The sequence below is a fragment of the Pantoea sp. E956-1 genome (assembly GCF_982223955.1).
On record NZ_CEUYZP010000002.1, the window covers coordinates 266,727 to 293,058 of the forward strand.

The following is a 26,332-nucleotide window of genomic DNA, read 5'->3' on the forward strand; positions in this document are numbered from 1 at the left end:
GAGCGCCCATGGATGGTTTAAGCGACTTTCCGATCTGACCGTGTTCCCTAAGCAGGTAAAACCTCACCACGGTGCGGGCTCAGGGAGCACAGGCGTTCCTGCCAATTCTACGCGCTACCACCACACACTTCACAGTGCGCATCCTGCGCCACCTTCATGCTGCGGAACTCTGCGCTCATCGCATCGTACATCAGCAACCGGCTGGTGGCGGGCGTGCCAAATGCCGTCAGCACTTTAATCGCTTCCATCGCCTGCATCGCACCAATCACGCCAACCAGTGGAGCCATGACGCCCGCTTCCACGCAACTCAGAGTTTGTTCCCCAAACAGGCGGCTGATGCAGCGATAGCAGGGTGTGCCGGGCTGCCAGCTGAATACGCTGATCTGACCTTCCATCCGAATCGCGGCGCCGGAGACCAATGGCACCCGCTGCTGACGACAGAGCCGGTTAAGCTGCTCGCGCACCGCAACGTTGTCGGTGCAGTCCAGCACCACCTGCTGCCGGGCAATCAGCGCCAGCAGCGCGGTATCGTCCAGCTGTCCATTAACCGCATGCAGCTGGCAGTGCGGATTGATGGTCGCCAGGCTTTGTGCGGCAGAGTCCACTTTGGCGAGGCCAATGTCAGCATCGTGATGCAGGATCTGCCGTTGCAGGTTAGAGTGCGATACGGTATCGAAGTCGAGCAGCGTCAGGCTACCGACACCGCTAGCCGCCAGGTAGGGCGCAGCCGCGCAGCCGAGTCCGCCCAGCCCCACGACCAGCGCATGACTCGCTTTCAGCCGCTCCTGACCGTCGAAATCAAAGCCGCGCAATACAATCTGCCGGTTGTAGCGCAGCATCTCCTCATCGCTTAATTCAGGCAGCATTTACGCCTCCAGCAGGGCGTTGAACGGTTCCACCTCAACCCATTCGCCCGGTTCAACATTGCCGCGCTCTCGTTCCAGCACAATAAAACAGTTCGCCTGGGCGAAGGAGCTGAAGACGTGTGAACCCTGCATCCCGGTGGTCTCCACCTCCAGTTCGCCCTGTGCGTTCTGTCGCAGGATGCCACGCTGGAAGTCGAGCCGGCCTGGTGACTTTTTCAGCCGCGAGGTGCAGCGCACTTTCTGACGTGGCGGTAATGCCGATTTTTGCTGGCCGGTGAGGGTGGCAAGCAGCGGCTGGACGAGCTGATAAAAGGTCACGGCGGCGGAGACCGGATTACCTGGCAGGCCGCAGAACCAGCTGCTGTTGAGGCGGCCAAAGGCAAATGGCTTGCCGGGCTTGATCGCCAGCTTCCAGAAGCTGATGGCACCAAGCTCTTCCAGCATCGTTTTGGTGAAGTCCGCTTCGCCCACCGAGACGCCGCCGGTGGTAATCACGACATCCGCCTGCCGATCGGCCTCGGTGAAAGCCGCACGCAGTGCGGCCGGGTCATCTTTGATGATGCCAAGGTCGATGACTTCGCAACCCAGCTTATGCAGCATCAGCGATACCGCAAAGCGGTTGGTATCGTAAATCTGGCCTTCGGCCAGCGGCTCGCCGACCGGCTGGAGTTCATCACCGGTGGAGAAGATAGCGACACGCAGTTTGCGCAGCACGCTGACCTGTGCGATACCCAGTGAGGCGAGCAGTGGCAGCTCCGCGGCACCCAGACGCGTACCCGCTTCCAGCACCACGGTGCCTGGCTGAATGTCATCGCCGATGAGACGAATGTTTTGTCCGGGACGGACAGGCGCGGTGATCAAAATCGCATCACCCTGTGTTTCGGTCTGCTCCTGCATTACTACTGCTTCACAGCCCGCAGGCACCGGCGCACCGGTCATGATGCGAATCACGCTGCCCTGCGGCCATTCCCCGCTAAACGGTGCGCCGGCAAAGGCTTTACCCGCCACACGCAGCGGCTGACCGCTGCTGGCGTCAGCCAGCCTGACGGCGTAGCCATCCATCGCAGAGTTATCAAAGGGTGGCACGGCAATCGGTGAAGACACCGCTTTGGCGGTGATACGCCCGACCGCTTCGGCCAGCGGCACGCTAAGACAGTCGGTGACGGGCGTCAGCTGTGACAGCATTTTTTGTTGTGCCTCCTCAAGGGAGATCAAACCTGCAGTAAAACTTTCCATGGATATTCCAGCCTGGTTATCTCAGATGCTGCCTATTATGGTGGGAATTAGCCGCTGAGTCACATCGGGGTCGACCTGACTTGTCTGTTGTTGTAGCCAAAGTGAAATATGGCGGTAAGAAAAGGTTATAACCACAGGAACAGTTTCCGCTTTACAACACTTAGCAGGCTTTCTATAGTCAAAAATCACCAAAAATGGGTGAAAACCATTTTAAATCAGTGTTTTTCGTCCTGATGCAACCACAGGGTAGATCGTTATGGTCAATGCAGTGATCGCCATTCATGGAGGCGCAGGCGCTATCACGCGCTCAGCAATGAGCGCCGAAAAAGAACAGCGCTATCGTCAGGCGCTACACGATATTGTCACTCAGGGCCAGCAGATACTGGCTCAGGGCGGCAGCGCACTCGATGCGGTGACCGAAGCGGTGCGACTGCTGGAAGAGTGCCCGCTGTTCAACGCCGGTAAAGGCGCGGTATTTACCCATCAGGGCACCCATGAACTCGATGCCTGCATCATGGATGGCCGCACGCTGGGTGCAGGGGCGGTCGCGGGCGTAACGCGGGTGCGTAATCCGGTGCTGGCGGCACGTGCCGTGCTGGAACATAGCGAGCATGTCCTGTTTATCGGCGAGGGCGCAGAGCAGTTTGCTGAAGGGCACGGTTTGGAAACGGTCACGCCTGATTACTTCTCGACCCCGGAACGCTGGGAGCAGTTGCAGCGCGCGCTGAACAGCGATGCAGCGGTGCTGGACCATGATGGGGCGGCGCACAGCGACGACCCGCTCGACCCGGATCGTAAGTTTGGTACGGTGGGGGCCGTCGCGCTGGATCTTGAGAGCAACCTCGCGGCCGCCACATCAACGGGCGGTATGACCAACAAGCAGGCCGGGCGGGTCGGCGACTCGCCGCTGCCGGGCGCGGGCTGTTACGCCAGTAACGACAGCGTGGCGGTCTCCTGTACCGGCACCGGAGAAGTCTTTATGCGGACGCTGGCGGCCTACGATGTGGCAGCGCAGATGCGCTACGCCGGGCGCTCACTGCAGCAGGCCACGGTTAATGTCATTCATGATAGCGTGCTGGAGCTGGGCGGCAGCGGGGGGCTGATTGCCGTCGATCGCGCAGGCAACGTGGCGCTGCCGTTCAACAGTGAAGGGATGTATCGCGGTGTGGCGCGGGTCGGCGAAGTGGCAGACGTCGCTATCTATCGCGAAAGTTAAGGAGCACAGATGAGCGACAGGCAAACGTTACCGCCGCTGGCCCCTGAGCAGGTACTGGCGGTGCGCGATCTCAACGTGCGTTTTCAGCACGAAACCACCGTCACTGACGCGGTGCGTCATTTGTCACTCGATCTGTTTCGCGGCGAAACGCTGGCGCTGGTGGGGGAGTCAGGCTCGGGGAAATCAGTGACCTCGCTGGCGCTGATGCGGCTGATTGAGCAGGCTGGCGGGAGGGTCAGCGGCGAGGTGCTGTTGCGGCGTCGCAACGGCGAGGTGCTGGATCTGATGCGTGCCTCAAAAGGTCAGATGCGCCGGGTGCGCGGTGCGGATATGGCGATGATCTTTCAGGAGCCGATGACCTCGCTGAATCCGGTTTTCTCCGTGGGCGAGCAGATTGCGGAATCCATCCGTCTGCATCAGGGGCTGAGCCATGCCGGTGCGCTGGCCGAAGCGCGCCGGATGCTGGATCTGGTACGAATTCCTGATGCGCAAAAGGTGTTATCCCGCTTTCCGCATCAGCTGTCGGGCGGGATGCGTCAGCGCGTGATGATCGCGATGGCGCTCTGCTGCAAACCGGCCCTGCTGATTGCCGATGAGCCGACCACCGCGCTGGACGTCACCATTCAGGCGCAGATTCTGCAGCTTATCCGCGTGCTGCAAAAAGAGATGCAGATGGGCGTGATTTTTATCACTCACGATATGGGCGTGGTTGCCGAAATGGCCGATCGGGTTCAGGTGATGTATCGCGGCGAAGTCGTAGAAAATGCCCCGGTAGCCAGGCTGTTCAGCGCCCCGCAGCAGCCCTATACCCAGGCGCTGCTGGCGGCGGTGCCAAAGCTCGGTTCGATGCACGGCCAGCCCCTGCCAGCCAAATTTCCGTTGCTGCACAGCGATGCCGTTGATGACGTGCCGCAGGATACGGTTCGCCGCCTGCAGCCACCCATTTTACAGGTGCGCGATCTGGTCACCCGCTTTGATATTCGCGGCGGCCTGCTGAACCGCGTCAAAAGCCGGGTGCATGCCGTCGAAAAAGTCAGTTTTGATCTCTATGCCGGTGAGACACTGGCGCTGGTGGGGGAGTCTGGCTGTGGTAAATCGACCACCGGGCGCTCGCTGCTGAAGCTGGTTGCCAGTCAGGGTGGCACCCTGACCTTTGACGGGCAGCGGATAGATCATTTGTCAGGTGCCGCGCTGGCCCATCTGCGACGCGACATTCAGTTTATCTTTCAGGATCCCTACGCCTCGCTCGATCCCCGGCTGACGGTTGGCTTCTCCATTATGGAGCCGCTGCTGGTCCACAAGGCGATGCCGCGTCGCGAGGCAGAGCAGCGCGTCGCCTGGCTGCTGGATAAAGTGGGTCTGCTGCCGGAACATGCTCAGCGCTATCCCCATGAATTTTCCGGCGGCCAGCGTCAGCGCATCTGTATAGCCCGCGCGCTGGCGCTGAATCCCAAAGTGGTGATCGCCGATGAGTCCGTCTCGGCGCTGGATGTGTCAATTCAGGCGCAAATTATTAATCTGATGCTCGACCTGCAGCGCGAGTTTGGCATCGCCTTCCTGTTTATTTCTCACGATATGGCAGTGGTGGAGCGTATCAGCCACCGCGTGGCGGTGATGTATCTCGGTCAGATTGTCGAGATGGGGCCGCGTCAGGCGGTGTTTGAGCAGCCTCAGCACCCTTACACCCGAAAACTCATGGCGGCGGTGCCGGTAGCCGATCCGGCTCACCGGCGTCGCGAACGAGCCTTACTGGTCGATGAGATCCCCAGCCCGATTCATGCGTTAGGGGATGAACCTGAAGTGGCGCCGCTGACGGAGGTGGCTCCGGGCCACTTCGTCGCCCGCCATGTTATCAGCGCGACCTGAACAGTGACGATGTCGCCCCGGCGACCAACCCGACAGGGATTACAGGAGAAAAAGATGCAGATTACGATGCGTAAAGGGTTACTGGCGGCTGGCGTGTTAAGCAGCGCAATGGCATTGCCCGCCTGGGCAGCACAGGATGCGGTGATTGCCGTCGCGTCCAACTTCACCACCCTCGATCCTTATGATGCCAACGACACGCTGTCGCAGGCGGTCGCGAAATCCTTCTATCAGGGCCTGTTTGGTTTTGATAAAGAGATGAAGCTCACCAACGTGCTGGCTGAGAGCTATCAGGCCAGCGCCGACGGCCTGACCTACACCATCAAGCTGCGTTCCGGAGTTAAATTCCAGGATGGCACTGACTTCAATGCGGAAGCGGTAAAGGTCAACCTTGATCGCGCCAGCAACCCGGATAACCATCTCAAGCGCTACAACCTGTTTAAACATATCGCCAGAACCGACGTGGTGGATCCGACTACGGTAAAAGTAACGCTGAAAGAGCCGTTCTCCGCCTTTATCAACATTCTGGCCCATCCGGCGGCGGCGATGATTTCGCCCACCGCGCTGAAAAAATATGGCAAAGAGATCGGTTTCCATCCGGTGGGAACCGGCCCGTTTGTGTTTGAAACCTGGAACCAGACCGATTTTGTGAAGGTTAAGAAGTGGGACGGCTACTGGAAGCCGGGCTATCCGAAGCTGGACAGCATTACCTGGCGACCAGTGGTGGACAACAACACCCGCGCGGCGATGTTGCAGACCGGCGAAGCGAACTTTGCTTTCCCGGTGCCCTATGAGCAGGCAAAACGGCTGGAGAAGAACAGCAAGCTTGCTGTGGTAACCACGCCATCGATTATGCAACGTTACATCAGCCTCAACGTCACTCAGAAGCCGTTCGACAATCCGAAGGTGCGTGAAGCGCTGGAGTATGCCATCAACCGTCAGGCGCTGGCGAAAGTGGCGTTCTCCGGTTACGCCACGCCTGCTACCGGCATCGTGCCGCCCACCATCGACTTCGCTCAGACCTATCCGGCCATCAGCTACGATCCGGCCAAAGCGAAAGCCCTGCTGAAAGAGGCGGGTTACCCGAACGGTTTTGAAACCACGCTCTGGTCGTCACACAACCACAGCACCGCGCAGAAAGTGTTGCAGTTCACCCAGCAGCAGCTGGCGCAGGTTGGCGTGAAAGTTAAAGTTACGGCGATGGATGCGGGTCAGCGTGCCGCTGAAGTCGAAGGCAAAGGCCAGAAAGAGAGCGGCGTGCGCATGTTCTACACCGGCTGGTCCGCCTCAACCGGCGAAGCGGACTGGGCACTGACACCACTGTTTGCGACTACGGCCTGGCCACCGGCGATCTTCAATACCGCGTTTTACAGCAATCCTAAGGTCGATAAAGATCTGGCTGATGCGCTGAAAACCACTGACCGTGCCGAGAAAGCGCGTCTCTACAAAGATGCGCAGGATACCATCTGGCAGGATCATCCGTGGATCCCACTGGTGGTTGAGCAGCTGGTTTCAGCCAACAGCAAAAACCTCAGCGGTTTTTATGTGATGCCCGATACCTCATTCAATTTCGATGAGGCCACTCTGAAGTAACGGAGTCGGCCAGCCCGTGAGGCTGGCCGCAGCTGCAGGATGTTGCATGTTTAACTATTTTCTCAAAAGACTTTTTGGGCTGATCCCTACGCTGCTGATTGTGGCGGTGCTGGTGTTCCTGTTTGTTCACCTGCTGCCGGGCGACCCGGCACGTCTGATCGCCGGGCCGGAAGCCGATGCCTCGGTGGTGGCGCTGGTGCGTCAGGAGCTGGGACTCGATCTGCCGCTGCCGCAGCAGTTCTGGCACTTTATGCTGAATGCGCTGCAGGGCGATTTCGGCCAGTCGATGGTCTCGAAGCGGCCGGTAGCGGAGGAGATCGCCTCACGCTTTATGCCAACCCTGTGGCTGACGCTGGTCAGCATGATCTGGGCAGTGATTTTTGGCATGTCCATCGGTATCGTTTCCGCTGTCTGGCGCAATCGCTGGCCTGATCGGCTGGGGATGACGCTGGCGGTGTCGGGCATTTCGTTTCCCGCCTTTGCGCTGGGCATGCTGCTGATGCAGGTCTTCTCGGTAGAGCTGGGATGGCTGCCAACCGTCGGTGCAGAGAGCTGGAAACATTACATTTTGCCCTCCATTACTCTGGGCGCGGCGGTAGCGGCGGTGATGGCGCGCTTTACCCGCGCCTCGTTCGTGGAGGTGATGCAGGAAGATTATATGCGGACCGCCCGGGCCAAAGGAGTGCGCGAGTCGCTGGTGGTGGTGAAGCATGGCCTGCGCAACGCCATGATCCCGGTGGTGACGATGATGGGGCTGCAGTTTGGTTTCCTGCTGGGCGGATCGATCGTGGTCGAGGTGGTATTTAACTGGCCAGGCCTGGGGCGTCTGCTGGTCGATTCCGTGGCGATGCGCGACTACCCGGTTATTCAGGCGGAAGTTTTGCTGTTTTCACTGGAGTTTATTCTGATCAACCTGTTTGTCGACATGCTCTATGCGGTGATCAATCCCGCTATTCGCTTTAAGGAGTCGCGATGAAAAACTGGCGACGCGAAGCGGCACTGAAAACAATGCCGCTGATTGCGGAGAATCGGGTGCGAACGCCGTGGCGTGAATTCTGGCGGCGTTTCAGAGGGCAGCCGGTGGCGCTGCTGGCCGGGCTGTTTGTGCTGGTACTGATTGTGCTGGCGGTTATCGCACCATGGATTGCGCCATTCGACGCAGAGAACTATTTCGATTATGACCGGCTCAACGAAGGCCCCTCGCTGATGCATCTGTTTGGCGTCGATTCGCTTGGGCGTGATATTTTCAGTCGGGTGCTGGTCGGCACGCGTATTTCCCTGATTGCGGGTTTCTTTTCGGTAGTGATCGGCGCGCTGATCGGCACATTCTTTGGGCTGTTAGCGGGCTATTACGAAGGCTGGTGGGACCGCATCACCATGCGTATCTGCGATGTGCTGTTTGCCTTTCCCGGCATTCTGCTGGCGATTGCGGTGGTGGCGATTATGGGCAGCGGCATGAGTAATGTGATTGTGGCGGTCGCTATCTTCAGTATCCCGGCGTTTGCCCGGCTGGTTCGCGGCAATACGCTGGTGCTGAAGCATCAGACCTATATTGAGTCGGCACGCAGCATCGGCGCTTCTGACTGGACTATCCTGATGCGGCATATCCTGCCCGGCACGGTATCGCCGATTGTGGTCTATTTTACCATGCGGGTCGGAACCTCAATCATTACCGCGGCCAGCCTGTCGTTTCTGGGGCTGGGGGCGCAACCGCCTACGCCGGAGTGGGGTGCGATGCTGAATGAGGCGCGGGCCGACATGGTTATCGCGCCTCACGTGGCGATTTTCCCCAGCCTGGCCATCTTCCTTACCGTTCTGGCATTTAATTTACTCGGAGACGGGCTGCGCGACGCACTTGATCCTAAACTAAAGAGATGAAACCTTTCGATTATGATCAGGACTTCAGCACTATCGACTTCCGCCAGCACCCCGAGCTTTATCAGGTCGGGCGTGGTGAGCAGGGCGTGCTGATGGTCGAGCCTTATAAAGGCGAAATACTGCCACACTGGCGTTTTCGTACCGTTCCCATTGCTGAAGAGTCGGCTGAGAAAATCATGGCGCTGTTTGAGGATTATCGGCGCAAAGACGATTTTGTCGGCATGGATATGGCGCGCAAATTTATTCAGATGGGATATACCCGTGCGCGCCGTTACAGCAACCACAAGGGCGGACGTAAATATGACGCGGATGGCAAGGAGCTGCCGCGCGGCGTCAACGAGGAAAAAGCCGCAGCGGCGGCTGTTTTCAAAGGCTACTGGGACAAACTTCGTGCAGATGAGGACTATCTGCGACGTAAAAAAGCGCATCAGCAGCAGTATGGCTAAGCGTTACCCTGATCTCCCGGCAGCCGCTACCCCCTGCTGCCGGGGTGGTTTTAATGAACCCGTCCTGCTCAATCTTATCCCCGTTTATTGCCTGCAAAGGCTCTGGCGCAGCGCCCGTGCTGCCGTTTCGCTCACGCCATAAAACGCAATCGCCCGCCAGGTTTGCCCTGATAAGGTCAGGCAGCAGCAGATGAGAAACCTATTCTGCTGGCGAGCCGGGGCGTAAAGTAGTGAAAAAACGCGTAAAAGCCGATCCAGGGTACAGGCAAAAAAAACGGGCGGTTCAGACCGTGCTTTTTCCAATAACTTCCCGTGCTATAAAAAGAAATTGGCTGCTGAGCCTCTGACGGGTGGACAAGCGAAACGCTGACAGTGGCCGCTGTTTAGCGCATCCGGTAAAACGCAGGTTGATATTCACTTGTTTTCATTAATAATAAACGGGCAAACCCCACTGAGGGGGCTATGCCCCTCAGGTAATGAAATGGATAATGTGAGAGCTAAATAATGAAAGAGATCATCAACGGATTTCTGAATTTCCAGCAGAATGTGTTTCCTGAAAGGAAGGATCTTTTCAAAAGCCTGGCATCAAATCAAAATCCGAAAGCGCTGTTCATCTCCTGTTCAGATAGCCGTCTGGTGCCTGAACTGGTGACGCAGCAGGAGCCAGGAGAGCTGTTCGTTATCCGCAATGCGGGCAACATCGTTCCCTCATTCGGCCCGGAGCCAGGCGGTGTCTCCGCCACTATCGAATATGCGGTAGTCGCGCTGGGCGTCTCCGACATCATCATCTGTGGTCACTCTAACTGTGGAGCCATGAACGCCATCGCCTCCTGCGCCTGCATGGATACCATGCCTGCGGTTGAACACTGGCTGCGCTATGCCGATGCGGCAAAAGCGGTGGTTGAGCAGCGTGAGTATGACTCGCCAGAGAAGAAGCTGAACGAGATGGTCAAAGAGAACGTCATCGCCCAGCTGAACAACATGAAAACCCATCCTTCCGTGTCCGTTGCACTGCGTAACGGTAAGCTGCGTCTGCACGGCTGGGTTTACGATATCGAAAGCGGCACCATTATGGCGCTGACCCAGGGTGGCAAACAGTTCATCACCCTGTCTGAGAATCCTGATACCTGCTTTGAGTAATCTTTTTCGCCCGCTGTGCTCTGCAGCGGGTTTTCCTTCTACTCATTCTGCATAACAGCGTAAAACCGCCTCTGTTATTATGCATTTCCCCTGTGACTTATCTATCCTTGCTTAAACCTTCCTGATACAAGCGAGTTGATGATGCGTAAAACTCCCGTTGCTGCTCTTCTGGCGGTTTCTGCACTGCTGCTCAGTGGTTGTACCTCTCATGTCGCTGATAAGCAGCAATATTCGGGTTTTCTTAGCGATTACAACCAGTTGCAACCGACCGCGTCAGCCAGTGGTGAACCCACTCTGCGCTGGATTTCACCCGATTATCAAAGCAGCCATTATAAAGATGTACTCTATACGCCGCTGGTCTACTACCCGACTGCGCATCCCACGCCACGCGTCACTCAGCAAACGCTGGATCAGGTGCTCAGTTACACAGATATCCAGCTAAAAGGCGCGATAGCCACCCGTCTGCCTCTGGTGAATCAGGCTACGCCGCATACCCTGAAGGTAAGGGCCGCCATTACCGCCGTGTCAGCAGAAAACCAGGGCGTGCAGTTTTATGAAGTGGTACCGGTTGCCGCGGTCGTTGCCAGCACCATGGCGGCGTCAGGGCATCGTACTCAGAACAGCGAACTGTTTCTGGAGATAGAGGCCAGCGATGCGGTGACGGGCAAACCGCTGATCCGGGTGGTTCGCAAAGCCTTTGGCAAAACGGTCAGCAACAGCAATACGCCGATCACCTTTGACGAGCTGAAGCCTGGTATCGATACGATGGTGCGTGACACGGTCAGTTTTAACGCGCCCTGACGCTGACGGGCGACAGAGCGCCGTCGCCCTGATTAATCTTTTGTAAATCCTCAACATCATTGCAGAGGGGCTGACTACGCTTAAGGGCATTCTATCCCGTCAGGAGATCGTTATGGCCCGTTTCTCAACTGCCTTGTTGCTAAGTGGAGCACTGTTCTGCGCCTCGCCGCTGTTTGCCGCCGACGTAAAGGTCGAGGTATTACAGGATAAGTTACAACATCCATGGTCCGTCGCCTTCCTGCCCGACAACAAAACGCTGCTGATTACCGAACGTAGCGGACAACTGCGTAGCTGGAGCCCGGAGAAGGGCCTTTCGCAGCCGATCCAGGGGGTGCCAAAGGTCTGGGCAGAACGGCAGAGTGGCCTGCTGGATGTGGTGCTGGCACCCGATTTTGCCACCAGTCGTCGCGTCTGGCTTAGCTATACCGAAGCGAACAGCAGTGGCAAAGCGGGCGCGGTGGTCGGCGTTGGCACGCTGAGCAAGGATAACCGGCAACTCAGCAATTTCCGCGAGGTGATTCGGCAGACGCCGATGCTCTCCAGCGGCAACAATATCGGTACCCGGCTGGCGTTTGATACCCAGGGCTATCTCTGGATCGCCTTCGGCGATAACTTTGCCAGCAGCGCTGCGCAGGACCTTGATAAGCTGCAGGGCAAACTGCTGCGGCTCAACGCCGATGGCAGCGTGCCGGACGATAACCCGTTTGCGAAACAGCGCGGCGCACGGCCAGAGATCTGGGCCTATGGTTTGCGTAATCCGCAGGGGCTGGCGCTTAACCCCTGGACCGGCAAGATATGGGAAAACGAACATGGCCCGCGCGGCGGCGATGAAGTGAATATCATGGAGCGGGGCAAGAATTACGGCTGGCCGCTGGCAACCTACGGCATTGACTATAGCGGTGACAAAGTGCCGGAGTCACAGGGCACACAGGTTGCGGGTACCGAACCGCCGCTTTATCACTGGAAGGATTCTCCGGCCATCAGCGGCATGGCGTTCTACAATAGCGCCCGTTTTCCGCAGTGGAAAAACTCCCTGTTTATCGGCGCTCTGAAAGAGAAAAACCTGATTCGTCTGAGTATCAACGGCGAGAAAGTGGTGGAAGAGCAACGACTGCTGGACGATCAGAAGGCGCGCATTCGCGATGTGCGGCAGGGGCCGGATGGCTGGCTCTATGTGCTGACCGATGAGGCCAATGGCAAGCTGCTGAAAGTGGGATTAGCGCAGGACGCTGGCGCGTCCCGCGGTTAAGAGCCTGTTCCCGGGCTATTTTATTGGTCAGTCTGGGCCTGGGCATTGCTCACACGCCTCACGGACTACGTGTATGTTCTGGTTCTTCCGCACTGCCGTGTCCAGGCTGCCAGCAACAATTACCCCTGATGGACCAGGCTCTGCGTCAGCGCGCCCAGTGATAAACCTGCCAGCCGCGGTTTAATGCTTCCTGGTGCAGCTGTTCGTCAGGGTTGATGACATGGGCATGATCGGCCTGTTCCAGTAGCGGCAGGTCGTTCATCGAATCGCTGTAGGCCCAGGTGCGGTCAAAGGTCTCGTCCTGCTGCAACGCTTTCCAGTCACCCAGTCGGGTGACTTTACCCTCTTTATAGGTCATGGTGCCGTAAGTGTTGCCGCTGTAGCGCGCGTCCACGATTTCAACGCCAATCGCCAGCGCGCCGCAGGCGCCCAGCTTCTCTGCAATCGGCACCACCAGATGCTCGCCGCTGGCGGAGATGATCATGACCTTGTCGCCACGCGACCGGTGCCACTCAATCCGCTCGCGGGCCGCAGGATAAACGCGTGGCATGATGTCGCGGTGAATGAAGCGGCGCACCCAGCCTTCAACGGTAAGCGTGGCCATGCCCGCCAGAGGGGAGAGCGTTTTATTCATATACTCTTCAATCGACAGCGTACCGGCATAGTACTGGCTCATTAATGCCTGTTCCTGATCAATCAGTTCACTGGGGGCGAATCCCTGTGATACCAGCCAGCGCAGCCACAGGCTGGTGCTGTCTTCACAAATGAGTGTTTCATCCAGATCAAAAAGGGCTAAGTCCATGGTCGGTCTCCTCGGCTGACTGGCGTTCAGGTTAACTGATATTTGTGACGGGCTTAACTCTTCTGCGAAAAATCGGAATTTCACGCAGTTTTGATAGCGACAGAACCGGGGAAAAGCGGCACGCGCGCGGCACTTATGCCAGGGTTACTCTACTAAACTCTAAAAAACTTTACGATTCGACGGTTTTTTTCGCTGCCGTCAAGGGTTAGCGTTTGAGTGAGAATTTTCTGCCCCTGGAATTTCGATTTAACAAGGACAATCCGGCCAAGCCCATGACAAACACTCGCTTCACATCTCGCCTGCGGCACCTTGCTGCCACTTCATTACTGATTCTTGCCCCCGTCAGCGTTTTTGCTGAGCAGGCTCCCGCCGCGCCAGGCATTGATGCTAAAGCGTGGATTCTGATCGACTACGCCAGCGGTAAAGTGTTAACTGAATCCAGTGCCGATCAGCGCCTTGATCCTGCCAGTCTGACCAAAATGATGACCAGCTACGTCGTCGGTCAGGCGATTAAAGCGGGCAAAATCAAACCGGATGACCTGGTTACCGTCGGACAGGATGCCTGGGCGACCGGCAATCCTAAGCTGCGCGGCTCGTCGCTGATGTTCCTCAAGCCGGGCGATCGTATTCCGGTGCATGAGCTGAATAAGGGAATCGTGATTCAGTCCGGCAATGACGCCTGTATTGCGCTGGCGGATTATGTGGCGGGCAGTCAGGATTCATTTATCGGCCTGATGAACAACTATGTGAAGGCGCTGGGGCTGCAGAACACCCACTTTATGACGGTGCATGGCCTGGATGCAGAAGGGCAGTACAGCACCGCGCGTGACATGGCGTTGATTGCTCAGGCGCTGATCCGCGACGTGCCCGAAGAGTACGCGCTGAATAAAGAGAAAGAGTTCACCTTCAACAATATTCGGCAGATCAACCGCAACCGCCTGTTGTGGAGCACCAACCTCAAGGTCGATGGTGTTAAAACCGGCCACACCTCGGGCGCGGGGAATAATCTGGTCGCTTCAGCAACCGAAGGGGATATGCGTCTGATCTCGGTGGTGCTGGGCACCGCCAGCGATGCGATTCGTTTCCGCGAAAGTGAAAAGCTGCTGACATGGGGCTTCCGTTTCTTTGAAACGGTCACGCCGATTAAAGCGGATGCGCCGTTTGCGCAGCAGCGGGTCTGGTTCGGTGATAAGAGTCAGGTGAACCTGGGCGTGGCGAAAGATGCCGCGCTGACCATCCCGAAAGGGCAGATGAAAAACCTGAAGGCGAGTTTTAAACTCACTACGCCGCAGCTGGAAGCCCCGCTGAAGAAGAATCAGGTGGTCGGTACCATCGATTTCCAGCTGGATGGGAAAACCATTGAACAGCGGCCGCTGGTGGTGATGCAGGATGTGCCGGAAGGCGGGTTCTTCAGCCGGATGATTGATTTCGTGATGATGAAATTCAATGGCTGGTTCGGAAAGTGGTTTTCATAAGTAAGCAGGGACGCAGGCTCGTACTGCGTTGAGCCCGAGCCTGCACAGGGAACAGGGTCAGATCGGAAAGACGCAAAATCCGTCATCCATGACATGCTCGGCCCGCGCCGTCCCTGGCGCGGGACGCTTTCCTCCTCTGACCCTCTTCCCTGCGCTTTAAGCTTATTCGCTGCGGTAAATCCGGGTTTGCCATAGTGCTGGGGACGCTAACGCGTCCCTTTCTTAATCCTGCGTCCAGCCTTTGCGAATCGGCACGGCAAACAGCGACCGATAGAGTGGATTGATTACCGCCAGCATCCGCTCGCCATAGAACTGCCACGCCAGATGCGAAGCCAGACAGCTCAGCAGCCCCACCAGGAACCCGCCCAGCATATCCATCGGCCAGTGAACGCCAAGGTAGATCCGCGACCAGGCAATAGCGCAACCGGCCACCATCAGAACCACACCTGACCAGAGGCGATGCCAGAAGATAAAGGCCAGTGCAAAGGTGAATATCGTGGTGCCGTGATCGCTGGGATAGGAGTCATCGGCGGCGTGATGAAGGAACTGATAACCAAAACCGATAGCGAAAGGGCGGGGATGCGGCAACAGCTGGCCCACAGTCCAGGAGATCGCCAGCGCATAGATCAGCGCCATGCCGGTTTTCAGTACCAGCACCCGCTGCGAAGAAACCTGATCGCGCGGCCCCCAGAGCCACATCGCCACGATTAACAGCGGCACGATGGCGATCAGATCTTTGGCAAAAAACGTCGCCAGCTGCAGTAACCAGGCGGGTGAAGCCGGTGTGGCATTAATGGCAGTAAACAGTGAATGGTTCAGCTCTTCCATTTCGGGATAAATTCCTCAGCAGACAGTCCGGTTAACGGCAGCTGGCAGCCTCCCGCCAGCCCGGCCCGATAACAGCGGCAAAAAAAACGGTCAGCGACAGCACGCTAACCCAATCAGTCAGCACAAATTGCTAACTAAACAGCGGTCTATCCTGCTTTTTACCGCTTTGTTCGTCTATAGAAAGGCTCTTAATCTGCCGTTGAGTTGTGTAACTGTTTAAGTTTTATGACACCTGCAGTTGCGAATCTGGTGCAGAATGACGGGCAAGGGCGAAAAAAGGGCATAAAAAAACCCGCCGGGAAAAAGACCAGCGGGCTCCACAATTTGGGGATTTCAAAGAAAAGCAGTGGCACTTATTATGACTATCCCTTAACAATAAAGTTCTGGACGCAGGCAAAAAAATTTTATAGGGGCAATATCGGCCAGATAATCACAATCAGCGTTCCCGCCAGCGTCAGCAACACGTTGGCGATGGCATAGGTCCCGGCATAGCCCAGCGCCGGAATATTACTGCGTGCCGTATCACTGATGATCTCCATGGCCGGTGCGCAGGTACGCGCCCCCATGATGGCGCCAAACAGCAGGGCGCGGTTCATCCGCAACACATAAGCACCAAACAGATAGCAGATGATCACCGGAATCAGGCTCACCAGCAGGCCGCACAGCAACATCATCGCACCGTCGCTGCTCAGGCCGTGATTAATGCCGCTGCCGGCACTCAACCCCACACCCGCCATAAACACCATCAGCCCGAACTCTTTCACCATGGTGAGCGCGCCCTGTGGAATATAACCAAAGGTCGGGTGGTTGGCGCGCAGGAAGCCGAGCATGATACCGGCGAACAACAGACCCGCGGCGTTACCAATACCAAAACTGAAATTGCTGAACTGGAAGGTGATCAGACCAATCATCAGACCGACGATAAAGAAGGCGCAGAAGGCTAAGAGATCGGTCATCTGACTGTGAATCGCGATAAAGCCAATGCGATCCGCCACGCTTTTGACCCGTCGTGCCTCGCCGCTGACCTGCAGCACATCACCTTTGTTCAGCATGATACTGTCATCGATCGGCATCTCTATCTGACTGCGTATCACCCGGTTCAGGAAGCAGCCGTGATCGGTAAGGTTTAACTTGCTGAGGCGTTTGTTCACCGCGTTATGATTCTTCACCACAATCTCTTCGGTCACGATGCGCATATCCAGCAGGTCGCGGTCAAATACCTCTTTGCCGTTGCGGAAGCTGGGATCGAGCCGGGCGTGTGCGTCGGGATAGCCCACCAGCGAGATATCATCACCGAGCTGCAACACCGCATCACCGTCTGGACTGGCGAGAATACCGTTGCGGCGGATGCGCTCAATATAGCAACCGGTCTGGCGATAGATACCCAGCTCACGCAGGTTTTTGCCGCCACTCCACGCCACCAGTTCCGGACCGACGCGATAGGCACGGATCACCGGCAGGAAGACTTTGCGCTGGCTGTCGGCATCCAGACCGCGTTCCCGGGCGATCTGCTGGGCGCAGGTGGGCAGATCCTGATGTTGCAGACGGGGCAGATAACGTGCGCCGAAAATCAGACTGACCAGGCCGATCAGATAGGTCACGGCATAACCGAGGCTCAGCTGATCCTGCATCAGTCCAAGCTGCTTCGGATCGCTGATGCTTTGCCGCAGGGTATCGCCCGCCCCGACCAGCACCGGCGTTGAGGTCATCGATCCGGCCAGCATGCCAGCGGTAAGACCGATATCCCAGCCAAAGAGTTTGCCCAGCCCCAGCGCAAGCAGCAGCGCGCTGACCACCATGACGATGGCGAGCATGAAATAGTTTTTGCCGTCGCGAAAGAAAATAGAAAAAAAGTTGGGACCGGCTTCGACGCCGACACAAAAAATAAACAGCATAAATCCCAGACTCAATGCATCGGTATTGATCGTAAAGTGCTGCTGGCCTAATAAGAGCGAAACCACTAATACGCCAATCGAATTTCCCAGCTGAACCGAGCCCAGGCGCAACTTACCCAGACAGAGGCCGAGCGCTAAAACGACAAACAATAACAAAATGTCATTTCCGCTTAACAATCCTGCGACGTTAATATTCACTGTTTAACTTCTTGTTTACATGTAACCTATTGAAGAGTAGCCTGTTTTTCGCTATCGTGAGCAGGCCGTTGAGGAACTGTTGTATCAACACTGCAAATGGAACCTTTATCGCGGCGCTATTCTAATCACAAATATCTTTCACAGCCATTGGCTGTTTTCATTCGTTGCCACAGCGAACTGTTTCTTTTTATTTCCATCTGAACGCATCAGGGTTATCAGCAGGTTATTGTCGGGGTTACTTTTAATCAGTGGGGTGGTATGCCGCAGCGTTCTTATCTCTGGACTACCCGCCTGTGCGGCGTGGTGTTATATAGTCTGGTATTTGTGTTTACCTGTCATTTCTGGCAGGTCGGTCCCGGCCCGCTTCGCGGTCAGCCCGAATTACTGCTCTTTATGTTGCCCGGTATTGTGATGGCATTGGTGCAGGTGGAAAGCCCGTTAAAAAGCACCCTGTTGATGGGGCTATGGGGAACGTTACTGGCAGCATTGCTGCTGAATAACAGCCTGTTTATCCACAGCAGCGCACTCTTCGTCGGTGCATGGAGCCTCAGCGCGCTGTTCTGGGCGGGTTGCGGTGCCTTGCTGGTGCGGTTGATGCAGATTGTGATGGCGTCACTCAATTAAACCGTGCCGGGTGACGGGTATCAGGCAGAGCGCAAAAAGGCGAGACAGGTAAATCCTGGCTCGCCTTTTTCATTCCGGCTATCTGTAATTACGCGGCAAATCCCAGATTCTCTTTGGTCCAGGCCGCAAACTCGGTGTAGCCACCGATATGTTTTTCGTCGACGAAAATCTGTGGCACGGTGCTGACCGGTTTACCGGCGCTCGCTTCCAGGTCGGCTTTAGTAATGCCTTCTGCGTTAATATCGACATACTGGTAGCTAAAATCATCACGCTCAGCGGTCAGTTTGTCGGCCAGTTCATGGGCACGCACACAGTAGGGACAGCCCGGACGACCAAAAATAACAGCAATCATTGAGAACTCCTTGCAGCGACTATTATGTGATGTGTATCACACAATGAAACAGAGAATGGCGACCATGATGCCCGCTCGTATCGCTTAAGGAAAGCAGGATTTGCCTGTTAGTCTGATGCCCGCACGCTATTGCCGCCCGGTCAGGAAGCCTCTGAATCAGAGGCTTTTCGCGCCGGCAGCCCATGTATCCCGCGCAATTTTTGGGTTGTTGACCATAATTGACGCTCAGTCAGCCACTAAGGCAGGAGGATCTTATGCAGAGTGTGGCCAGATTACCCCGGTTTGTGGTGGTGCTGGAGGCGGCTGGCGGCCTGTTAATCCTGGGCGCGCTGCTGCTGATCAACCACTGGCTTACGCTGCCATTCCTGGCGGATGTAAAAACGCTGGCGACTGTGCTGTTCATCGCTGGCGTGATTCTGATGCTGCCTGCTGCCTGGCTGTTAATGTGGCGCACCGCGAAAGCGATAGCACCACAGCTGTTCAATCAGATAGACAAAAAAAGATAATATTGCTGGAGACTTTATGACACCGACCATTGATTTACTGTGCAGCCACCGTTCAATCCGCGCCTTTACTGACCAGCCGGTCAGCGAAGCACAGCGTGAAGCGATTATTACTGCGGCGCAATCGGCGTCCACATCCAGTTTTTTACAGTGTTCTTCCATTATCCGTATCACCGACAAAGCGCTGCGCGACAAGCTGGTGACGCTGACGGGCGGACAGACCTGGGTCGCGGATGCGCCTGAGTTCTGGATCTTCTGCGCTGACTTTAATCGCCATCTGCAGATTTGCCCTGATGCGCAGCTGGGTCGTGCCGAGCAGTTGCTGCTGGGCTGCGTCGATACCGCGCTGATGGGTCAGAATGCTATGGTCGCAGCGGAATCGCTGGATCTGGGCGGCGTCTTTATCGGCGGAATCCGTAACAGTATCGCGGAAGTGACCGAACTGCTGGGCCTGCCGAAATTTGTCCTGCCGCTGTTTGGTTTTTGCCTGGGTCATCCGGAGTCAAAGCCGGACGTCAAACCGCGTATGCCGCACGCGATGCTGGTGCATGAGAACCGCTATCAGCCGCTGGATCCGGCGGTACTGTCCGAATACGATAGCCGCACAGAGCTCTATTATCAGCAGCGCGACAGCAACCAGCGCAGCGAAACCTGGAGTGAACTGATCCAGCGCCTGATCATTAAAGAGACGCGTCCGTTTATGCTCGATTATCTGCATCAGCAGGGCTGGGCCACGCGTTAAATCAGCAAGGGAGAGCAGCGATGAAGATAGCTATCCTGTCACGTGATGAGACGCTCTACTCCAGCTGGCGACTGCGTGAGGAGGCCGCCGCGCGCGGCCACGAGGTACAAATCATCGATCCGCTCTCCTGCTATATGAATATTAATCCCGCCTCACCGGCGGTTCACTACTGTGGTGAACCGCTGGGCCATTTCGATGCGGTTATCCCGCGTATCGGCAACCCTATCACCTTTTATGGCACGGCCGTGCTGCGACAGTTTGAGATGTGTGGCAGCTATCCGCTGAATGAGTCTGCCGCCATTACCCGCACCCGTGACAAATTGCGCTCGCTGCAGCTGCTGGCACGGGAAGGCATCGATATGCCAGTCACCGGCTTTGCCTCCTCACCCGATGACACCGCTGATCTGATCGCCCTTGTCGGCGGTGCGCCGCTGGTGGTCAAGCTGGTGGAGGGTACCCAGGGCATTGGCGTGGTGCTGGCGGAAACGCGGCAGGCGGCGGAAAGCGTTATCGATGCCTTTCGCGGCCTGAATGCCCATATCCTGGTGCAGGAGTTTATTAAAGAAGCGCAGGGTCGTGATGTTCGTTGTCTGGTGATTGGCAATCAGGTGGTGGCAGCGATTGAGCGGGTAGCGAAAGAGGGCGACTTTCGCTCTAATCTGCATCGCGGCGGCAAAGCTTATCCGGTCGTCATTACGCCACAGGAACGGCAGATCGCCGTGAAAGCGGCGGCCACACTCGGGCTCGAAGTGGCGGGCGTCGATATTCTGCGCGCCCATCGCGGCCCGCTGGTGATGGAAGTTAACGCCTCGCCCGGTCTTGAAGGCATTGAAACCAGCAGTGACCTTAACATCGCCGCCCTGATGATTGCGCGGATTGAGCAGCAGGCCATCCCCGGGCTCCGTCCTAAAACCGCTGGCTGACACGCGCTTTTCAGCGGTTTTCATGGCATCGTCGCGCATTTTTCCGTAAGCTAAGTCGCCTGTTTATCACCCCACTGGGATTTTACGATGGATTCTCTTGTCGTTCCGGATATCGACCTGCTGCGTCGCTGGCTGGATCAGCAAAATATCACCTGGTTCGAATGCGATGCCTGTCAGGCACTTCATCTGCCGCACATGCAAAACTTCGATGGGGTGTTTGACGCCAAAATCGATCTGGTCGACAACGTCATTCTGTTTTCGGCGCTGGCTGAAGTGAAGCCGACGGCGCTGATTCCACTGGTTGGCGATTTGTCGCAGATCAATGCCAGTTCGCTGACGGTGAAAGCATTTATCGACATTCAGGATGATAATCTGCCGAAACTCATTGTCTGTCAGTCAATGATAACTACCGCCGGGTTAACCTTTGGTCAGTTCTCGCACTTTATGAAACAGAGTGAAGAGCAGATCTCAATGGTGATCCTGGAAGCCTTTGCCAACAATCTGTTGATTGTGGGCGAAGAAGAAGAGCACGTTCCGGTGACCAGCGTTCATTCTGTGCTGCACTAAGCCCGACATGGTCACACACTAAGCCGTCCCTGAGACGGCTTTTTTATGCCCGCCATCCGCTGCCGCGATAATTTTTTATTCTGCATTTTGCCCTTTAACGCCAGATATTTGTCGTGGTTTATGCCATCAAAGCCGAACCTCATAGCTCAAACATGCATAAAATATCGGTTTCAGGCGTTTTTTACGCTGGGGTCTGGTGAAGCCTGACCGGGGGGGCTATGCTTGCGGGGCTGTAACAGGCGCGTAACTGCGCCTCAGCTATAGGTTTTTGCTATTAAACTCCCGCTGAATAATGATTCATTGTGTCACTGACGTCTTGTACAGAACGCAATGCAGGGATCTCTGGTTTGCAGCGTTGTAATGACCCGCTCAGGAGGATGGAAAAATATGTTCAACTCACGTCAGAAATGGCTGTCAGCTGTGGTAGCTGCTGCGCTGATGGCCGCATCGGCCAGCAGCATGGCGGAAGATAAAACGCTGCACGTCTACAACTGGTCCGATTATATTTCGCCAGACACCGTGCCGAACTTTGAAAAGCAGTCCGGCATCAAAGTGGTCTACGATGTGTTTGACTCCAACGAAGTCCTGGAAGGCAAACTGATGGCGGGCAGCACCGGTTATGATGTGGTGGTGCCATCCTCCAGCTTCCTGGCGCGTCAGCTGCAGTCCGGGGTATTCCAGCCGCTGGATAAGAGCAAACTGCCTAACTACAAAAACCTCGATCCGGCGCTGATGGAAAAAGTGGCGCAGCACGATCCGGGTAACAAATATGCCATTCCTTATCTGTGGGGCACCACCGGTATCGGCTACAACGTCGACAAGGTCAAAGCCGCACTGGGCGCTGATGCGCCGGTCAACAGCTGGGATCTGGTGCTGAAGCCGGAAAACCTGGAGAAGCTGAAAAGCTGCGGCGTCTCCTTCCTGGATGCGCCAGAAGAGATTTTCGCCACGGTGCTCAACTACCTGGGCAAAGATCCTAACACCTCTGATGCCAAAGAGTATTCCGGCGCGGCCACTGACCTGCTGCTGAAACTGCGTCCGAATATCCGCTACTTCCATTCGTCGCAGTACATCAACGATCTGGCCAACGGTAATATCTGCGTCGCCATTGGCTGGTCGGGCGATATTCTGCAGGCGAAAAACCGTGCTGATGCAGCGAAAAACGGCGTGCATCTGGGTTACAGCGTTCCAAAAGAGGGCGCACTGGCCTTCTTCGATATGATGGCGATCCCGAAAGATGCGAAAAACCTCGATGGCGCTTACGCCTGGCTGAACTACATCATGGATCCGAAAGTGATCGCCGATGTCTCCAACAAAATGAACTACGCCAACGGCAACAAAGCGTCGCTGCCGCTGATCAATGCCGATGTCCGCAACAACCCGGGTATCTTCCCGACGCCTGAAGCGATGTCGAAATTGTTTGTGCTGAAAGTCCAGGATCCAAAACTGGATCGTGTGCGTACGCGCGCATGGACTAAAGTAAAAAGTGGTAAGTAATTCGTCCTTAACGGATTGACCTGTCATGTATCAGCAACAGAGGCGCGGTGTCGGCCTCTGTTGTGCCATTTTTAGCGGCATATTTTGTCGCCATGTTCCGCCTGGCTCCGGAGAGAACCTTTGTGAACGATGCCATTCCCCGTCCTCAAAATAAAACCGCAAAGGCGTTAACGCCACTGCTGGAAATTCGCAATCTGACCAAATCCTTTGACGGGCAACACGCCGTGGATGATGTCAGCCTGACTATTTATAAAGGTGAGATCTTTGCCCTGCTGGGCGCATCGGGCTGTGGTAAATCAACGCTGCTGCGCATGCTGGCCGGTTTTGAGCCGCCAACCAGCGGGCAGATTGTGCTGGATGGTCAGGATCTGTCCCACGTTGCTCCCTATCAGCGCCCGATCAACATGATGTTCCAGTCCTACGCGCTGTTTCCCCACATGACGGTGGAGCAGAATATCGCCTTTGGTCTGAAACAGGATCGGCTGCCGAAAGGGGAGATCACCAGCCGGGTAGCAGAGATGCTGGCGCTGGTGCATATGCAGGAGTTTGCTAAACGCAAACCGCACCAGCTCTCCGGTGGTCAGCGTCAGCGTGTGGCGCTGGCCCGCAGCCTGGCGAAACGGCCAAAACTGCTGCTGCTGGATGAGCCGATGGGGGCACTGGACAAGAAACTGCGCGACAGGATGCAGCTGGAAGTGGTCGATATTCTGGAGCGTGTTGGCGCGACCTGCGTGATGGTGACGCACGATCAGGAAGAGGCGATGACCATGGCGGGCCGTATCGCGATTATGAATCGCGGCAAGTTCGTGCAGATTGGTGAACCGGAGGAGATCTACGAGCATCCTACCAGCCGCTACAGCGCGGAATTTATCGGTTCGGTTAACGTTTTCGAAGGCTTACTGCGTGAACGTCAGGCGGATGGCCTGGTGATTGACAGTCCCGGCCTGATGCATCCGCTGAAAGTCGACTCCGATGTCTCGGTGGTGGATAACGTGCCGGTCCATGTCGCGCTGCGCCCGGAAAAAGTGATGCTGTGCGATGAGGTGCCTGCCGACGGCTGCAACTTTGCGGTGGGTGAAGTGGTCCACATCGCTTATCTCGGCGACCTTTCTATCTTCCATGTCCGTCTGCACAGCGGACAGATGATCAGCGCACAGTTGCAAAACGCACATCGCTACCGCAAAGGGTTGCCGACCTGGGGTGATGAAGTCCGCCTCTGCTGGGAATGCGACAGCTGCGTGGTGTTGACGGTTTAAGGAGCGGCTATGAGCCAGATTTTCCAACGCGCTAAAGCGCCTGCCCGACTGGTCGGCACGCCGCTGCAACGCTGGGCCACGCGGATAAAAATGCAGCATGGCCGCAAGCTGGTGATCGCCTTGCCTTATGTCTGGCTGGTGCTGTTGTTTCTGCTGCCGTTTCTGACGGTACTGAAAATCAGCTTCGCGGACATTGCGCGTGCGATTCCCCCCTACACCGAGCTGGTGAGCTGGGCTGATGATCAGTTCAGCATTGTGCTCAATTTCGGCAACTACCTGACGCTGACCGACGATCCGCTCTACGTCGATGCCTATCTGCAGTCGCTGAAAGTGGCGGCGATCTCCACGGTGATCTGTCTGCTGATTGGCTACCCGCTCGCGTGGGCCGTGGCGCACAGCAAGCCCTCTATGCGCACTATTCTGCTGCTGCTGGTGATCCTGCCGTCGTGGACCTCATTTCTGGTGCGCGTCTACGCCTGGATGGGGCTGCTTAACAACAACGGTATTCTGAACCGGTTCCTGCTGTGGCTGGGGGTGATCGATCATCCGCTGGTGATCCTCTACACCAATACAGCGGTCTATATCGGTATCGTCTACTGCTACCTGCCGTTTATGGTGCTGCCGATCTACACCGCGCTGACCCGCATTGATTACTCGCTGGTGGAAGCCTCACTGGATCTGGGCGCGCGTCCGCTAAAGACCTTTTTCAGCGTGATTGTCCCGCTGACCAAAGGGGGCATTATCGCTGGATCGATGCTGGTGTTTATCCCGGCGGTGGGGGAGTACGTAATTCCTGAACTGCTGGGTGGGCCGGACAGCATCATGATTGGCCGTATCCTGTGGCAGGAGTTCTTTAACAACCGTGACTGGCCGGTGGCCTCCGCGCTGGCGGTTATCATTCTGCTGATCCTGATTCTGCCGATCATCTGGTTCCACAAGCATCAAAACCGTGAAATGGGAGAGAAGGCATGAATAATTTGCCCACCATTCGCTCACCCTGGCGTACCGGGATTCTGGTTTGCTGCTTCCTGTTCCTCTATGCGCCGATGCTGCTGCTGGTGGTTTACTCCTTCAACAGCTCACCGCTGGTGACGGTGTGGGAGAGTTTCTCGTTCCACTGGTACAGGGTGCTCTTCCAGGACAGCGCGATGATTGACGCCGTGCTGCTGAGTCTGAGCATTGCCGGTCTCTCCGCCACCATGGCGGTGGTGCTGGGCACGCTGGCGGCGGTGATTATCGTGCGTTTTGGTCGCTTCCGCGGCCACAACGGTTTTGCCTTTATGCTGACCGCGCCGCTGGTGATGCCCGACGTCATCACTGGCCTGTCGCTGCTGCTGCTGTTTGTGGCAATGGGCAACGCCTTTGGCTGGCCGAGCGAGCGCGGCATGCTGACCATCTGGCTGGCCCACGTCACCTTCTGTACCGCCTATGTGGCCGTGGTGATTAACTCGCGTCTGCGTGAGCTGGACCGCTCCATCGAAGAGGCGGCGATGGATTTAGGCGCTACGCCGCTGAAAGTCTTTTTCGTGATTACCGTGCCCATGATTGCACCGGCTATTGTGACCGGCTGGCTGCTGGCGTTTACCCTGTCACTCGACGATCTGGTGATCGCCAGCTTCGTGACCGGGCCGGGTGCCACTACATTGCCGATGGCGATCTTCGCCACTGTGCGACGCGGCGTTAACCCGGAAATCAATGCGCTGGCTTCGCTGATCCTGTTTGTGGTGGGTTTAGTCGGTTTTATCGCCTGGCGGGTGATGGCACACGAAGAAAAACAACGTTTAAGCGATATTCAGAAAGCTAAACGTGGCTGAAATCCGTAACCTTTGCCACTATATGAACGGGCCGGTCTGACCGGCCCGTTTTTCGATCAGGTGGAGTCAGGGACAATGTCAGAAATCTTCAAAAGCAGTGCCACGCTTTCAATTGCGCCGGTTCCGGTGACGGTTGCGGGTATTGCTATTATTGCGACCCGCTGCCTGAGCGTCCTGATGCTGGCAAATGAGCTGGGTTACAGTGAACTCGCCAACTTTGTTCACCGCAGCGCCCAGTCCTGGGACGCGACACTCATCTTTGTCGCCAGCCAGCTGATCTTCCTGTTCGAACTGCGCTGCGCCTTTACCCTGATGCGCGGCAGTAACCGTGGACGCTGGGGCTATGTGGCGACGCAGGTGATTGTGCTCAGCTATATGCTGGTCGCCTCGCTGGGCTGGATCTACCCTGAGATTTTCAGCATTGATGGCGACAACAACGTCCAGATTATTCACCATACCCTGTCGCAGAAAATCCCCGATCTGCTGGTGCTCCTGCTGCTGTTTCTGCCTGCCAGCAGCCGCGCTTTTTTCAGGAAGCGATGATACAATCGCGCTCCGCCCGACCCGA

Annotated in this window: 26 protein-coding genes; 20 read left to right on the forward strand and 6 right to left on the reverse strand. The window is 56.5% G+C overall.

The annotated features are described in order from the left end of the window. Positions 1–107: 107 nt before the first annotated feature. Positions 108–866 carry a molybdopterin-synthase adenylyltransferase MoeB gene (gene moeB / locus AC0T7J_RS08740; RefSeq protein ID WP_473793519.1) on the reverse strand — a complete coding sequence of 253 codons (759 nt, stop codon included), beginning with the start codon at positions 864–866 and terminating at the stop codon, positions 108–110. Beyond that, on the reverse strand, positions 867–2,102 hold the full coding sequence (moeA, locus tag AC0T7J_RS08745; RefSeq protein ID WP_473793521.1) for a molybdopterin molybdotransferase MoeA: 1,236 nt from the start codon (positions 2,100–2,102) through the stop codon (positions 867–869). A 256-nt stretch (positions 2,103–2,358) separates the two neighbouring features. On the opposite strand from moeA, the gene AC0T7J_RS08750 reads away from it, so the two are divergent. The 9 genes from AC0T7J_RS08750 to AC0T7J_RS08790 all read left to right on the forward strand — a co-directional run bounded on the left by AC0T7J_RS08750 (position 2,359) and on the right by AC0T7J_RS08790 (position 12,288). Then, complete coding sequence (locus tag AC0T7J_RS08750) at positions 2,359–3,318, forward strand: isoaspartyl peptidase/L-asparaginase family protein (protein ID WP_473793523.1); 960 nt, start codon at positions 2,359–2,361, stop codon at positions 3,316–3,318. 9 nt (positions 3,319–3,327) lie between these two features. Continuing rightward, positions 3,328–5,184, forward strand: a complete 1,857-nt coding sequence (locus AC0T7J_RS08755; RefSeq protein ID WP_473793525.1) for a dipeptide ABC transporter ATP-binding protein — start codon at positions 3,328–3,330, stop codon at positions 5,182–5,184. A 54-nt stretch (positions 5,185–5,238) separates the two neighbouring features. Beyond that, positions 5,239–6,774: a glutathione ABC transporter substrate-binding protein GsiB gene (gsiB, locus tag AC0T7J_RS08760; protein ID WP_473793527.1), complete on the forward strand. Its 1,536-nt coding sequence runs from the start codon at positions 5,239–5,241 to the stop codon at positions 6,772–6,774. Between the two features lie 46 nt (positions 6,775–6,820). After that, a complete protein-coding gene (gsiC, locus tag AC0T7J_RS08765) occupies positions 6,821–7,750 on the forward strand; it encodes a glutathione ABC transporter permease GsiC (protein WP_052270855.1) in 930 nt (309 codons plus the stop codon). Beyond that, on the forward strand, positions 7,747–8,652 hold the full coding sequence (gene gsiD, locus AC0T7J_RS08770) for a glutathione ABC transporter permease GsiD (RefSeq protein ID WP_031593173.1): 906 nt from the start codon (positions 7,747–7,749) through the stop codon (positions 8,650–8,652). The genes gsiC and gsiD overlap by 4 nt, the downstream gene beginning before the upstream one ends. After that, positions 8,649–9,098: a DUF4385 domain-containing protein gene (locus AC0T7J_RS08775; RefSeq protein ID WP_031593172.1), complete on the forward strand. Its 450-nt coding sequence runs from the start codon at positions 8,649–8,651 to the stop codon at positions 9,096–9,098. Before gsiD ends, AC0T7J_RS08775 begins: the two co-directional genes overlap by 4 nt. A gap of 504 nt (positions 9,099–9,602) precedes the next feature. Then, on the forward strand, positions 9,603–10,238 hold the full coding sequence (locus tag AC0T7J_RS08780; protein WP_010254395.1) for a carbonic anhydrase: 636 nt from the start codon (positions 9,603–9,605) through the stop codon (positions 10,236–10,238). Positions 10,239–10,379: 141 nt separating this feature from the next. Beyond that, entirely contained in the window at positions 10,380–11,039 is a 660-nt protein-coding gene (locus AC0T7J_RS08785; protein ID WP_473793969.1) for a DUF3313 domain-containing protein, read from the forward strand. A 112-nt stretch (positions 11,040–11,151) separates the two neighbouring features. After that, entirely contained in the window at positions 11,152–12,288 is a 1,137-nt protein-coding gene (locus AC0T7J_RS08790; protein WP_473793530.1) for a PQQ-dependent sugar dehydrogenase, read from the forward strand. Positions 12,289–12,433: 145 nt separating this feature from the next. Here AC0T7J_RS08790 and AC0T7J_RS08795 read toward each other — a convergent pair whose 3' ends face one another. Then, complete coding sequence (locus tag AC0T7J_RS08795; RefSeq protein WP_473793532.1) at positions 12,434–13,090, reverse strand: HAD family hydrolase; 657 nt, start codon at positions 13,088–13,090, stop codon at positions 12,434–12,436. 272 nt (positions 13,091–13,362) lie between these two features. On the opposite strand from AC0T7J_RS08795, the gene AC0T7J_RS08800 reads away from it, so the two are divergent. Next, positions 13,363–14,565, forward strand: a complete 1,203-nt coding sequence (locus tag AC0T7J_RS08800) for a serine hydrolase (protein ID WP_473793534.1) — start codon at positions 13,363–13,365, stop codon at positions 14,563–14,565. Positions 14,566–14,787: 222 nt separating this feature from the next. Here the strand turns inward: AC0T7J_RS08800 and ybjG are convergent, their stop codons facing one another. Beyond that, positions 14,788–15,393 carry an undecaprenyl-diphosphate phosphatase gene (ybjG, locus tag AC0T7J_RS08805; protein WP_473793536.1) on the reverse strand — a complete coding sequence of 202 codons (606 nt, stop codon included), beginning with the start codon at positions 15,391–15,393 and terminating at the stop codon, positions 14,788–14,790. A 404-nt stretch (positions 15,394–15,797) separates the two neighbouring features. Next, the gene (locus tag AC0T7J_RS08810; RefSeq protein WP_031593167.1) at positions 15,798–17,486 is read right to left on the reverse strand and encodes an aspartate:alanine antiporter; all 1,689 of its coding nucleotides are present in this window, start codon (positions 17,484–17,486) and stop codon (positions 15,798–15,800) included. Positions 17,487–17,744: 258 nt separating this feature from the next. Here AC0T7J_RS08810 and ybjM point away from each other — a divergent pair, with 258 nt between their 5' ends. Beyond that, a complete protein-coding gene (gene ybjM / locus AC0T7J_RS08815; protein WP_473793537.1) occupies positions 17,745–18,110 on the forward strand; it encodes an inner membrane protein YbjM in 366 nt (121 codons plus the stop codon). A gap of 88 nt (positions 18,111–18,198) precedes the next feature. Here the strand turns inward: ybjM and AC0T7J_RS08820 are convergent, their stop codons facing one another. Then, a complete protein-coding gene (locus AC0T7J_RS08820; RefSeq protein WP_010254413.1) occupies positions 18,199–18,462 on the reverse strand; it encodes a GrxA family glutaredoxin in 264 nt (87 codons plus the stop codon). 254 nt (positions 18,463–18,716) lie between these two features. Here AC0T7J_RS08820 and AC0T7J_RS08825 point away from each other — a divergent pair, with 254 nt between their 5' ends. The 9 genes from AC0T7J_RS08825 to AC0T7J_RS08865 all read left to right on the forward strand — a co-directional run bounded on the left by AC0T7J_RS08825 (position 18,717) and on the right by AC0T7J_RS08865 (position 26,307). Beyond that, on the forward strand, positions 18,717–18,968 hold the full coding sequence (locus AC0T7J_RS08825) for a DUF1418 family protein (RefSeq protein ID WP_473793538.1): 252 nt from the start codon (positions 18,717–18,719) through the stop codon (positions 18,966–18,968). A gap of 16 nt (positions 18,969–18,984) precedes the next feature. Beyond that, entirely contained in the window at positions 18,985–19,707 is a 723-nt protein-coding gene (nfsA, locus tag AC0T7J_RS08830; RefSeq protein ID WP_473793540.1) for an oxygen-insensitive NADPH nitroreductase, read from the forward strand. A gap of 20 nt (positions 19,708–19,727) precedes the next feature. Continuing rightward, positions 19,728–20,630 (forward strand): 30S ribosomal protein S6--L-glutamate ligase, encoded by a 903-nt coding sequence (gene rimK, locus AC0T7J_RS08835; RefSeq protein WP_473793542.1) that lies wholly within the window; start codon positions 19,728–19,730, stop codon positions 20,628–20,630. Between the two features lie 87 nt (positions 20,631–20,717). Continuing rightward, the gene (locus tag AC0T7J_RS08840) at positions 20,718–21,197 is read left to right on the forward strand and encodes a YbjN domain-containing protein (protein ID WP_022625960.1); all 480 of its coding nucleotides are present in this window, start codon (positions 20,718–20,720) and stop codon (positions 21,195–21,197) included. Positions 21,198–21,584: 387 nt separating this feature from the next. Then, on the forward strand, positions 21,585–22,694 hold the full coding sequence (gene potF / locus AC0T7J_RS08845; protein ID WP_010254418.1) for a spermidine/putrescine ABC transporter substrate-binding protein PotF: 1,110 nt from the start codon (positions 21,585–21,587) through the stop codon (positions 22,692–22,694). A gap of 122 nt (positions 22,695–22,816) precedes the next feature. Then, positions 22,817–23,950, forward strand: coding sequence for a putrescine ABC transporter ATP-binding subunit PotG (gene potG / locus AC0T7J_RS08850; protein ID WP_010254420.1), 1,134 nt, complete (start codon positions 22,817–22,819; stop codon positions 23,948–23,950). Positions 23,951–23,959: 9 nt separating this feature from the next. Further along, complete coding sequence (potH, locus tag AC0T7J_RS08855; RefSeq protein ID WP_010254421.1) at positions 23,960–24,922, forward strand: putrescine ABC transporter permease PotH; 963 nt, start codon at positions 23,960–23,962, stop codon at positions 24,920–24,922. Beyond that, a complete protein-coding gene (gene potI / locus AC0T7J_RS08860) occupies positions 24,919–25,764 on the forward strand; it encodes a putrescine ABC transporter permease PotI (RefSeq protein ID WP_010254422.1) in 846 nt (281 codons plus the stop codon). The genes potH and potI overlap by 4 nt, the downstream gene beginning before the upstream one ends. A gap of 75 nt (positions 25,765–25,839) precedes the next feature. Then, entirely contained in the window at positions 25,840–26,307 is a 468-nt protein-coding gene (locus AC0T7J_RS08865; RefSeq protein WP_010254423.1) for a YbjO family protein, read from the forward strand. Positions 26,308–26,332: the final 25 nt, after the last annotated feature.